Source organism: Phenylobacterium sp. (assembly GCF_024508875.1).
Lineage (GTDB): Bacteria > Pseudomonadota > Alphaproteobacteria > Caulobacterales > Caulobacteraceae > Phenylobacterium.
On the sequence record NZ_JANINU010000034.1, the window covers coordinates 1 to 11,502 of the forward strand.

Genomic DNA, 11,502 nt, shown 5'->3' on the forward strand with positions numbered 1-11,502 from the left:
GGCGGACGCTACCAGCACGAGCAGGGGCGACCGCGGCGTCAAAGAGTTGGGGGGCGCATAGGCCCTCGCCGCTGAGGACCGTTCCGTTTTGCAGTTCAACACCAAGGTGCTCGCCGCTTGGCGTGCGCCCTTCAGCGCCGCTTTGGCGGGCTCAGGCGTCGGCCTGGGCCTGGGCGCTCTCTTCCTTGCCGCCGGCATGTCCGGCCAGGCCGCCGACCACGCCCGCGCGCTGCGCATGGCCGAGGCGGCCGCCGTCGGCTACTCCGGCTCCTATCTCGAAGCCGAAGGCCAGGGCCTGCGTTTCGGCCTGGAACGATACGCGCTGGGCGCCGGCGCGGATGCGCAGACGGTCGCCAACCGCTTCGCCAATGACCGCGGCGCGGCCAAGGCCCGCCAGCGCGCCGATCTGGAATGCCTGACCGAGGCCGTCTACTACGAGGCCCGGGGCGAGAGCGCACGCGGCCAGGCGGCAGTCGCCCAGGTGGTCATGAACCGGGTGAAGCATCCGGCCTTCCCGAAGAGCGTCTGTGCGGTGGTGTTCCAGGGCGCGGGCCGTTCGGGCTGCCAGTTCAGCTTCGCCTGCGACGGCTCGATGAAGCGGCGGCGCGAGACGCTGGCGTGGAACCGGGCGCGGGACGTGGCCGCGCGCGCGCTGTCGGGCGCCCTGCGCGGCGAGATCGGTTCGGCCACCCACTTCCACACCACCGCGGTGTCGCCGGCCTGGGCCCCGCAGATGCTGCGCGTGGCCAATGTGGGCACGCACGTCTTCTACCGGTTCTCGCCCTATCGCCTGCGCGTCGCCCCCGCGACGGCCCCGGCGGTGGAGCATGCGGTGCTGACCTCGGGCGAGGTCGCCGCCGCGCCCGAGCTGCGGCTGATGCCGGCGCTGGTGAACGAGAAGGCGGTGGCGGAGTCGCTGGAGCCGGTGTCGGCTACGGCGCCGGCGGCCGCGAAGCCTGCCGCCGCCATCGCGCCGGCCGCGAAGCCCGCGGCCAAGCCGGCCGAGGCCGCCGCGCTCACATCGCCTCCATCTCTCGTCGCAGCCGCGTCCTGACGAATCCCGGCAGGAGCCGGTTCAGCAGGCCGATCTGGCGCGCCTGGCCGCCGACGAGGTGGTGCAGGCGCGGCTTGCCGTGGACGGCGGCCCAGATCGCCTCGGACACGTCCTCGACTGGATAGACCGGAACCTTCTGGTGACGCAGCGAGACGCGCAGGTCCTCGTTGCCGGAGAAGCGCGCTTTGTCGAGCAGGGGCGTATCGATGAACCAGGGCATGACGCAGCGCACGCCGACGCCCACGCGGGCGAACTCGGCCTCCAGCGCCTCGGAGAGGCCGCGGACGGCAAACTTGGTGGCGGCGTAGACGCTCATCCGCGGCGGGGCGATGAGGCCGGCGACGGAGGCGACGTTGACGACCAGGGCTCCCGGCGTGGCGGCCAGCAGGTCGAACGCCGCCTGGCAGCCGTTGATGACGCCCTTGAGGTTCACGTCCACCTGCAAGTCGACATCCTCCGCGCTCTGGGTCTCGACATAGCCGCCGCGAGCCACACCGGCGTTGTTGAGCAGGACGTCGAGCCGGCCGCCGGAAATCTTGGCGAAGGCCGCCAGCTCGGCCTTCCAGGCGCTGCGGTGACGTACGTCCAGGCGATGGGTCGAACCATTGTCGGCCCCGATGGCCTCCAGCGCCGCGGCGAGGCCCTTCACGTCGATGTCGGCCAGCCCCACGAACCAGCCGGCGCCAGCGAACCTGCGGGCCGCGGCAAGGCCGATGCCGCTGGCCGCGCCAGTGATGAAGATCGTTCGGCGGCCGCCCGCCTGCGCCTTGCCGCTTGCCGCCATGTCTGAGTCCCCTGAACCTTCGCCGCAATACGCCATTTACGCCGGCGAGAGGGAATGCGGATGACGATGGACGTGCGCGAGCAACTGGCCAAGGACCTCCTCGGGTGCGCCTACGAGGGGCTCACACCGGTGCAGCGGAGCGTCATCGACCTGATCGCCACCGAGGCGCCGACCGGCCTGGATCCCGAGCTGAAGCACGACGACCGCTCTCGCAGCGAGCGGCTGGCCGACCAGGTGGCGGCGGTGGGGGGCTCGTGGGGCTTCATCATCGGCTTCGGGGTGGCGCTGTTCCTGTGGATGGGCTGGAACGTCGCGACCAAGGGGTTCGGCCTGGCGTTCGACCCCTATCCCTTCATCTTCCTGAACCTGATGCTCTCGACGCTGGCCGCGATCCAGGCGCCGATCATCATGATGAGCCAGAATCGGGCCGCCCAGCGCGACCGCGAGGCGGCCGAGCACGACTACATCGTCAACCTCCGCGCCGAGCTGGAGATCATGCATCTGCACGACAAGATGGACGCCATGCGCCAGCGCGAACTGCTGGGGATCATCAAGCGGCAGAACGAGAGCCTGCGCATCCTGCGCGACCAGGTGCGCCCGGACGCCTGATCCGCGCCGTCGTCCGGGCCGTGTAACCACTTATTTTACGCATGGATGGCTCTCTATCGGGCTCGCGTAGGTTGTGGGTCCGTCAGGATGCGCCGGAGGCATTTGTGGAGAGGCGTCGGCGCCGCCGCCGCCCTGGCGCTGGCGGCCCTGTCGCCCGCCCATGGCGCCGAGCGCTGGCGCGACATGGCCACTCGCGCGATCGCGCCCATCGCCCAGGACGAACAGCTTCCCAACGCCGCGATCCCGATGGCCCTGGCCACGGACGGGCGCGGCTTCCTGTGGCTGGGCACGCAGAACGGCTTGGCGCGCTGGGACGGGGCGCAGTTCCGCACGTTCACGGCCGAGCAGGGAGGGCCCTCGCGGCTCCCCGACAGCCAGGTGCAGGTGCTGCACACCGACGCGGCGGGCCGCCTCTGGGTCGGCACCACCTCGGGCGGCCTGGCGCGACTGGATCCGAAGACCGACGGCTTCGTCAGCTATCCCGCTGGGCCGAAGGGGCTGAGCCACGTGAGCATCGGCGCCCTGGCCGACGCCGACCGCGGGCGGCTTTGGGTCGGCACCGAGGCCGGCCTCGACCTGCTGGATCCCGCTACCCGCGCGGTCACGCGCATCGACGGGCGGCTGGCGGGCGGCGCCGACGGCCTGGCGCAGGGGGTTTCGGCCCTGGAGCCCGACCGGGACGGCGGGCTGTGGATCGGAACCCCGGCGGGCCTGTTGCGGCGGGCGGCGGACGGTAAGCTTTCGGCGGTGCGCCTGGGAACGGGCGAGCCGCCCCCGGTGGTGGCGTTGAAACTGGCGTCGGACGGGCGGCTCTGGGTCGCGACAGACGGGGAGGGCGCCTTCGTGGTGACCGCCGGCGGCGGACGGGCGACGGCCATCGCAGCCACGCGCCGGGACGGACGCGGCCTGCGCGTGCGCGGGTTCGTGGAGGTGTCGCCGCAGGAGATGTGGGTGGGCGCCTACGACGGCGGCCTGATCGCGGTCGATCCGGCGACCCTGGCGGGCCGAAAGCTGCCGGTGGGCAACGGCAGCCTGCTGTACGCCGACGAGAACATCCGCAGCCTGCACCAGGACCCCAACGGGCTGATCTTCATCACGACCAACAGCGCCCTGCTGCGCCACGATCCGCGGCGTCCAGCGTTTTCGACCCTCTTCGGCGGCAAGGCGCCCGGATCGGCGCTGTACGAGAAGAACCCGGCCGCGCTTTACGCCGCGCCGGACGGACGGCTCTGGGCGGGCTTCATCAGCCAGGGCATCGACCTGATCGATCCCGGGCGCGGGACAATCACCCACGTGGCGCCGCAGCCCGGTATGGCGGGCGGCCTGCCGAAGACCTCGATCCGCGCCTTCGCGCCGGCGACCGGCGGGGATGTGTTCATCGCCACCGACGACGGCCTCTTCCGGGCGGCCGCCAATGCGCAGCACGCGCGGAAGATCGAGACCCCCGGCCGCGCGCCCGGCCGCATCCAGATGATCGCGCGCAGCGGGATGCTGCTCTGGGTCGGCGCGGCCGACGGCCTGCGCGGCTATCGGATCGGAGCGGGCGACGGGCTCGGCCTGCACACCACCGCGCCTTCGGAGCGGTTCACCGATCGCCGGATCAGCGCCATCGCGGCCGAGCCGGACGGCCGGGTCTGGGTCGGCACCTTCAACGGGCTGAACCTGTTCGATCCGGCGACGGGCGCGGTGGAGCGGTTCACACGCGATGCGTCCCATCCCGGCGCGCCCGAGGGCTATATCGCCAGCCTGACCGTGGACAGCGCCGGGCGGCTCTGGGTCCCGACCTTCGGCCACGGCCTGTCGGTGAGCGCGCCCGGGGCGCCCGGGCGGCCGCGGAGGTTCCGGCAGATCAGCCTGGCCGAGGGGCTGCCCAACACCAACGTTAACAGCGTCATCGAAGACCGGGGCGGCCGCATCTGGGCCAGCACCGACAGCGGCCTGGCGCTGATCGACCCGGCGACCATGAAGGTCACCGCGTTCCGGGCCGCCGAGGGCGTGCCGATCTCCACCTTCTGGAGCAACGCCGGGGTCATTACCCGCGAGGGCGCGGTCGTGTTCGGCGGACGCGGCGGCCTGGTCGCCGTGCAGCCCGAGCTGCTGCGGCCGGTGGCGGGGCGCGCGCGCCTGGAGGTCACCGACGTGCGGATCGGGGGCCAGCGCCTGGGGGGCAACCCCTTCCTGGCGCTCGGCCCCGGCGAGCCGCTGCGCATCCCCGCAGGCTCCAGCGGGTTCGAGGTGGGCTTCGCGGCCCTCGACTACACGGCGCCGGAGCGGCTGAGGTACGCCTACCGGCTGCAGGGCGAGCCCACCTGGACCGAGGCCGACGCCGGCCGGCGGGCCGCGGCGTTCACCAACCTGCCGCCGGGAAGCTACGTGCTGGAGATCCGCGCGTCGGACCTGGCCGGCCGGTGGACGTCGGACGTCCTGCGCCTGCCGCTGCGGGTGATGCCGGCCTGGCACCAGACGCTGTGGGCCAAACTGGCGGCGCTGCTGGCCCTCGCGGGCGTGGTGGCCGTCTTCGTCTGGCGGCGGACGGCGGACCTGCAGCGGCGGCGCGCCGACCTGGAGCGCGAGATCGCCGAGCGCACCGAAGCGCTGCAGTCGCAGACCCGCGCCCTGGAGATGCAGGCGGCGGAGCTGTCGGAGGCGCGGGCGCGCGCCGAGGCGCTGGCGGTGACCAAGTCCGAGTTCCTGGCGAACATGAGCCACGAGATCCGCACACCGATGAACGGCGTGCTGGGGATGAACGCGCTGCTGCTGCGCACCGAGCTGACGCCCGAGCAGCAGACGTTCGCCCGGTCGGTGAAGCTGTCGGCCGAGAACCTCCTCGTCATCATCAACGACATCCTGGACGTCTCGAAGCTGGACGCCGGCAAGATCGAGCTGGAGGCCGTGGACGTCGACATCGAGACCCTGATCGAGGACTCGGTGGAGCTGCTGGCGCCGCGGGCCCTGGAGAAGGGGCTGGAGCTGGTCTGCCGCGTCGAGCCGGCCGCGCAGGCGATGGTGCGGGGCGACTCCGTGCGCCTGCGCCAGGTGGTGCTGAACCTGCTCTCCAACGCCCTGAAGTTCACCGAGACCGGCCATGTGCTGGTGACCGTGAGCGCGCCGGAGCCGGCCGCCGGACCGCGGCGGTTCCGCTTCGAGGTGGCCGACACGGGCGTCGGCGTGCCGGATGAGGCGAAGGGGCGGCTGTTCCAGAAGTTCCAGCAGGCCGACAACTCGATCACCCGCCGCTACGGCGGCACGGGGCTCGGCCTGTCCATCTGCCTGCAACTCGTCGAACTGATGGGCGGGGAGATCGGGGTCGGCGACCGTCCTGGAGGCGGCAGCGTATTCTGGTTCGAGGTTCCGCTGGAGGACGCGCCCGCGCAGCCGCCGGCGCCGGCCGGACGCCTGGCGGGACGGCGCATCCTGGTGGCCCGCACCCTGGCGGAGGCGCGCCAGGCGATGCGCGACGCGGTCGCGCTGGACGGCGCCGAGGTGGTCGAGGCCGCGGGTCTGGACGCGGCGATTGCGGCGCTGTCGGACCCGGCGGGCGGCTTCGACCTGGTAGTGGCGGACGCCAACCTGGCCGGCAAGGACACCGCGGGCCTGGTGGAGGTGCTGCGCGTGAAGTCAGCCCGGCCCGGCGTGAAGGTGGTGCTGATCATCGGCCTGGACGACGCTTCGGACAGCCACATCGAGACGCTCGACGCCGACTCCGCCCTGGCGCGGCCGGTGCGGCGGCGGGTGCTGCTGGAGGCGCTGGAGACGCTGCTCGCGCCTCGCGCGCCGGCGGCAGGGCCCGCGGATACGGAGATCGAGGTCGAGGAACCGGCCGCCGTGATGGCGACCGGCCGCGTTCTGCTGGCCGAGGACAACCCGGTCAACACCATGGTGGCGGTCACGGTGCTGCAGGCCATGGGCTGCGACGTCGACACGGTGACCAACGGCGTGGACGCCGTGGAGGCGGCGGTGCGCGGCGGCTACGACCTGGTGCTGATGGACGTCCACATGCCGCAGATGGACGGGCTGCAGGCGACGCGGAAGATCCGGGCGGCGGGGGTGACGACGCCCATCGTGGCCATGACCGCGGACGCCACCGCCGAGGACCAGTCCACGTGCCTGGCGGCGGGGATGGACGACTTCCTGTCCAAGCCGATCAACATCGACCACTTCGCCGGCGTCGTGGCGCAGTGGATCGCGGGCGGGCCGGCGGTCGAGGCTGACGCGACGGACGAAGCGAAGGCGGGGTAGGCCTGGCCGCCGGCGTCAGGCCCGCGCCGCACGCCGCAGGGCCTGCGGCGGCTGCCCGAAGGCGCGCAGGAAGGCGCGACGCATGCGTTCGGGATCGCCGAAGCCCGCGGACTCGGCCACCCGGTCGATCGGGGCGTGGCCGGTCTCGACCGCCGTGCGCGCCGCCTCCAGCCGTAGGCGCTCGACAGCCTTGGCGGGGGTGGTCCCGGTCTCGGCGACGAACGCGCGGGCGAAGTTGCGGGGACTCATCGCGGCCTCGGCGGCCAGGCGCTCGACCGGCAGCGGCTCTCCGATGTGAACGCGCATCCAGTCCATCAGCGCCGAGAAGCGACCCGAACGCCCTCCGAGGTCGACGAGGGCCGAGAACTGGCTCTGGCCGCCCGGCCGGCGCTGGTGGACGACGAGCTGCTGGGCGACCCGGCGGGCGACGTCCGCCCCCAGGTCGTCCTCGATGAGCGCCAAGGCGAGGTCGATGCCGGCGGTGATGCCCGCCGAGGTCCAGACGTCGCCGTCGCGGATGAAGATGCGGTCGGCGTCCAGGCTCACCTTCGGATAGCGCCGGGCGAAGTCGTCGGTTCGGCTCCAGTGGGTGGTGCAGCGGCGGCCGTCCAGCAGCCCCGCCTCGGCCAGGAGGTAGGCCCCCGAGCAGACGCTGGTGCGCCGCCGCGCCTTCGCGCCCTTCAGCCAGGCGACGATGCGGCCGAGTTCGTGCAGGGAACGGGTGCCGTCGCCGCCGGAGATGACGATGGTGTCGAAGGGGCCGGCCGATAGCGCCGAGGCGGCGAAGGCGACACCCGACGAGCTTGCCACCTGGCCGTGGGTCTCGCCGGCGGCGAGCGGCGCCATGACGGTTAGGGCGTAGCTGCCGGGGCGGTAGCGCTCGGCGATCTCGAAGGCGGCGACGGGGCCGGCGGCGTCCAGCAACTGGAAGCCGGGAAAGATGACGACGGCGAGACTTCGGGGCATGGCAGAAACTGCCGGATCAATGTCATTCCTGCCAGAGAGTGCGCAGCTTACGGTGAAGGCGTCAACTTCACAGGAGGCCGCCATGGCGAAGCTGCAGATCGTGTTCGTGCTGTACCCGGGCGTGACCCACCTGGACTTCACCGGACCGCACCAGTTTCTCGTGCGCACGCCGAACGCACAGGTGACCGTGGCCTCGCTGGGCGGACAGGACATCGAGGCCGAGGGGCTGACGTTCACGAAGCTCGCGCGGCTGGAGGACGTGGAGGCCTGCGACGTGATCTGCATCCCCGGCGGTTTCGGCACGACCGAGGCCATGCAGGACGAGGCGTTCATGGCGCAGGTCCGCCGCCTGGGCGCCGGCGCGCGCTACCAGACGTCCGTCTGCACGGGATCGCTGATCCTGGGGGCGGCCGGCTTCCTGCAGGGCAAGCGGGCGGCCACGCATTGGGCGTGGCGCGACCTGCTGCCGGCCTTCGGGGCGACGGTGGCGGAGGAGCGCGTGGCGCGCGACGGCAACGTCATCACCGGCGGCGGCGTGACCGCGGGCATCGACTTCGCCCTGGTGATGCTGGAGGAGCTGGCGGGCCGGGACTTCGCGGAGAGCATGCAGCTCGGCCTGGAATACGCGCCGGCGCCGCCGTTCGAGCGCGGGCGGCCGGAACTGGCGCGGCCGGAGATCCTGGCGGAGATGCAGAAGCGGATGGACGCGGCGCGGGCCGCCCGATCCGGCGCGGCCGCCGACGCGGCGAGCCGGATGGAGACCGCCTAACCCTAGGCGACGGGCGGGCCCTGGCCTTCGGCGAGGAGGTGGGGCCTGTCCGCCGTCAGAACGCGTACTGGCTGCGGAGCGAGACGACGTCCACGTCCTCGCCGACCTGCAGGCCGGCGGCGCTCAGGCGGTCGATGTTGACGTGCTCGTACTGGGCCTGGAAGCGGATGACCGGGTTCGGGTACCAGTTCAGGCCGACGGTCGTGATCACCTGCTCGCCGCCGCGGACGCCGCCGGCGGGCGTGGCGCGGCCGACGAGGCCGGCGTTGTCGTCCAGGTCCAGGACGCTGTAGCGGGCGGCCACCTCGAAGGCGCCCCAGGTCCCGTCGGCCGGACTGAAGTTCTTCGCCGGCCGCACGCCGCGGAAGCCGCCGTTGGCGCTGTTCCACACATGGCTCTCGCCGGTCAGGGTCCAGGCGCCCTGAACGTACCAGCCATCGAAGCTGGGGTTGGAGGCGCCGGTGCGATCGACGTCGACGCGGAAGTATTCGCCCGAGATCTGCAGGTTGCGATAGTAGGCGCCCAGCTCGCCGCCGTATGCGGTGACGCCGGTGGCGTTGATGGTGTTGGTGTCGACCAGGCGCGCGCCGTCGACGCGGAGTTCGGGCCGCTCGCGCAGGCGCACCTGCCGGACCTTGGCGGTCCCGGCGCCGGTGTCGGCCACATGCAGGATGCCCTGCATGTTGGCGCCCACGTGCACGGCGTAGTCCTTGCCATAGACAGGGGCGAAGGCGACGCGCGTCAGGTAGCCGGTCTGCTCGCCGAACTCGCCGGTGTTGCCGGCCAGGGCTCCGGTGAGCACGGCCGAGGCGTACCAGCGCTCGCCGTTGAAGAAGGCGCCGACGCCCGAGCGGAAGTCGCCGCCCGCCAGGTTGCGCACCATCTCGGCCACCGCGGGGCGCTCAAGGAACAGGCCTTCGGTGTTGCTGGTGGCGTCCTCGAGGCCGGTGGGGGTGGCCCAGCCGCCGATGCGCAGGCGGGTCTGCACGCCCTCCACCGGCTTCCAGCCCGTGTATTCGATGAAGGCCGCGTTCAGGCCGGCGGCTTCGACGCCGCCGCCCCCGCCGAATTCACCGGTCAGGTTGTAGTTCCAGTCGCGGGCGACCGTGCCTTCTATGCCGATGCGGGCGCGGCGGAAGTTGGTCCCGGAGTTGAAGTCGTTGCGGCCCGGGACGTTGTTCCGCGCGTCGTACTGGGCTGCGTCGAACTGCATGATGCCGCGGATGGCGAAGCGCTGGCTGCCGTCGGCGCTGGCGATCTGCGGCCGGCCGTTGGACAGCGTGGCGGTGGCCGACAGCTTCTTGTTGAGGTCCTGGTTGGCCTTTTTGGTCTCGGCCTTCAGGTCCGCCAGCTCGCCGGTCAGGGCGGCGATCTTGGCTTCGAGCGCGGCGATGCGCTCCTCGCTGGTGTCGGCCAGCGCCGGCGCGGCGACACCCGCCAGAAGGACGGCGAGCATCGACGTCCGCAGCAGCTTGTTCATCTGGGTGTAGGCCCCTGACCCCGTTGAGCAGTTGTCACAGTCCTTAAGCATAGAGAGGTGAACCGCCGGTCAACGCCGCGCGCAACCCGCGCGTGTGGGCGTGAATTCCATAAGGAAAACCGCAAGGTGCGACATACTGTCCTATATCGAACGATGTTACCTTAATCGTGAGGTAGTAAACGAGCGCCAGTGTCGGGTCGGATACAACCCCCAATTCCCCCCGGCAGGTTCGGCGTGAAATTCAGCAATCTCTCGATCTCGGCGAAGCTCGTGACGGTGTTCGCCGGCATGCTGGCGACAATCGCCGCCGGCGGTCTGGCCCTCTACCTGAACAACGCCTCGCTGGCGGCGTCGGCGGCCCGGACCGAGCGCGCCCGCCAAGTGCTGTCGGCGGCGCAGGACGCGTCCTTCCGACTGGCCCGCCAGGAGAACTCGCTGCGCGGGTTCCTGCTCTCTGGCGACACCTACTATTCCAAGCGCATCGACGAGGTGCACAAGGTCAAGTTCTTCGAGGCGATGAAGGCGCTGCGCCAGCTCGCCGGCAAGGACCCGACCGAGCTGGGCCGCGTGGCCAAGGCCGAGGCCGCCTTCGCCAACTACGAGAAGGTCGCGCTGAAGGTCGGCATCCAGCTCGGCTCCGATCCGGCGACCCGCGAGCAGGGCGTGGCCCTGGTTAGCCATGACGGCGTCGCCGACAAGGCCATCGAGCCAGTCGAGGACGCGCTGGGCGCGATCAACGACGCCGCCGTCGCCATGCAGAAGGAAGAGGCCGCCGCCCAGACCGCCGCCATGCAACGCGTCACCCTGGGCCTGATCGCCGGCGTGGTTCTGCTGGCCGGACTGGCGCTGATATGCGGCGTGATCCTGGCGCGTTCGATCGGCGCTCCGGTCCGCGCCATGACCCAGGTGATGCGCAAGCTGGCCGCCGGCGACAACGAAGTCGTGGTGCCCGCGGCCGACCGCAAGGACGAGCTGGGCGACATGGCCAAGGCCGTGCTGAGCTTCAAGGACGGGGCGCTGGCGCGCATCCGGCTGGAGGGCGAGGCCGAGACCTCGCGCGACGAGGCCAACCGCCAGCGCGCCTCCACCGAGGCCGAGCGCGCTCGTGTGGCGGCCGAGCAGACGAAGGTGGTGGAGGCCCTGGCGCTGGGGCTGTCGCGCCTATCGGCCGGCGACCTGACCTATCGGATCGACACCGCCTTCACCGGCTCGTACGAGGAGCTGCGCAACGACTTCAACGGCGCGCTGTCGAACCTGGAGCGCACCCTGGGCAAGATCCAGGACAGTTCGAGCGCCATGTCGGCAGGCGCGGGCGAGATCAGCCAGGCGGCCGATAACCTGGCCCGCCGCACCGAGGCGCAGGCCGCGACGCTGGAGCAGACCGCGGCGGCGCTGGACGAGATCACCGCGACGGTGCGCAAGACCGCCACGGGCGCACAGCAGGCCGACGGCGTGGTGACCGAGGCCCGCGCCAGCGCCGAGGCGAGCACCGACGTGGTGGGGCGTGCGGTGGCGGCGATGGACGAGATCTCGACCTCGTCGAACCAGATCGGCCAGATCATCGGGGTGATCGACGAGATCGCGTTCCAGACCAACCTGCT

At 71.8% G+C, this 11,502-nt stretch carries 8 protein-coding genes; 5 read left to right on the plus strand and 3 right to left on the minus strand.

The genetic code is table 11. The annotated features are described in order from the left end of the window. Positions 1-88: 88 nt before the first annotated feature. Positions 89-1,054 carry a cell wall hydrolase gene (locus Q0L11_RS03570; RefSeq protein ID WP_296595474.1) on the plus strand — a complete coding sequence of 322 codons (966 nt, stop codon included), beginning with the start codon at positions 89-91 and terminating at the stop codon, positions 1,052-1,054. On the opposite strand, the gene Q0L11_RS03575 is transcribed toward Q0L11_RS03570, so the two are convergent. Next, complete coding sequence (locus Q0L11_RS03575; RefSeq protein ID WP_296595475.1) at positions 1,017-1,838, minus strand: SDR family oxidoreductase; 822 nt, start codon at positions 1,836-1,838, stop codon at positions 1,017-1,019. The two genes, Q0L11_RS03570 and Q0L11_RS03575, sit on opposite strands and share 38 nt — an antisense overlap. A gap of 60 nt (positions 1,839-1,898) precedes the next feature. On the opposite strand from Q0L11_RS03575, the gene Q0L11_RS03580 reads away from it, so the two are divergent. Further along, entirely contained in the window at positions 1,899-2,447 is a 549-nt protein-coding gene (locus Q0L11_RS03580) for a DUF1003 domain-containing protein (RefSeq protein WP_296595476.1), read from the plus strand. 102 nt (positions 2,448-2,549) lie between these two features. Beyond that, positions 2,550-6,686: a hybrid sensor histidine kinase/response regulator gene (locus tag Q0L11_RS03585; protein ID WP_296595477.1), complete on the plus strand. Its 4,137-nt coding sequence runs from the start codon at positions 2,550-2,552 to the stop codon at positions 6,684-6,686. Between the two features lie 15 nt (positions 6,687-6,701). Here the strand turns inward: Q0L11_RS03585 and Q0L11_RS03590 are convergent, their stop codons facing one another. Next, entirely contained in the window at positions 6,702-7,652 is a 951-nt protein-coding gene (locus Q0L11_RS03590; RefSeq protein ID WP_296595478.1) for a GlxA family transcriptional regulator, read from the minus strand. Positions 7,653-7,734: 82 nt separating this feature from the next. Between Q0L11_RS03590 and Q0L11_RS03595 the strand changes: the two genes are divergently transcribed. Then, positions 7,735-8,421 (plus strand): DJ-1/PfpI family protein, encoded by a 687-nt coding sequence (locus Q0L11_RS03595; RefSeq protein ID WP_296595479.1) that lies wholly within the window; start codon positions 7,735-7,737, stop codon positions 8,419-8,421. Between the two features lie 55 nt (positions 8,422-8,476). Here the strand turns inward: Q0L11_RS03595 and Q0L11_RS03600 are convergent, their stop codons facing one another. Beyond that, entirely contained in the window at positions 8,477-9,901 is a 1,425-nt protein-coding gene (locus tag Q0L11_RS03600) for a porin (protein WP_296595480.1), read from the minus strand. Positions 9,902-10,135: 234 nt separating this feature from the next. Between Q0L11_RS03600 and Q0L11_RS03605 the strand changes: the two genes are divergently transcribed. Continuing rightward, positions 10,136-11,502, plus strand: a 1,367-nt coding sequence (locus tag Q0L11_RS03605; RefSeq protein ID WP_296595481.1) for a methyl-accepting chemotaxis protein, incomplete at its 3' end; no start/stop codon positions are given.

Bases quoted from the DNA above. Each gene is read 5' to 3' on its own strand.
- Q0L11_RS03575 (WP_296595475.1), bottom strand. From the start codon at position 1,838: ATGGCGGCAAGCGGCAAGGCGCAGGCGGGCGGCCGCCGAACGATCTTC.
- Q0L11_RS03580 (WP_296595476.1), top strand. From the start codon at position 1,899: ATGACGATGGACGTGCGCGAGCAACTGGCCAAGGACCTCCTCGGGTGC.
- Q0L11_RS03590 (WP_296595478.1), bottom strand. From the start codon at position 7,652: ATGCCCCGAAGTCTCGCCGTCGTCATCTTTCCCGGCTTCCAGTTGCTG.
- Q0L11_RS03595 (WP_296595479.1), top strand. From the start codon at position 7,735: ATGGCGAAGCTGCAGATCGTGTTCGTGCTGTACCCGGGCGTGACCCAC.
- Q0L11_RS03600 (WP_296595480.1), bottom strand. From the start codon at position 9,901: ATGAACAAGCTGCTGCGGACGTCGATGCTCGCCGTCCTTCTGGCGGGT.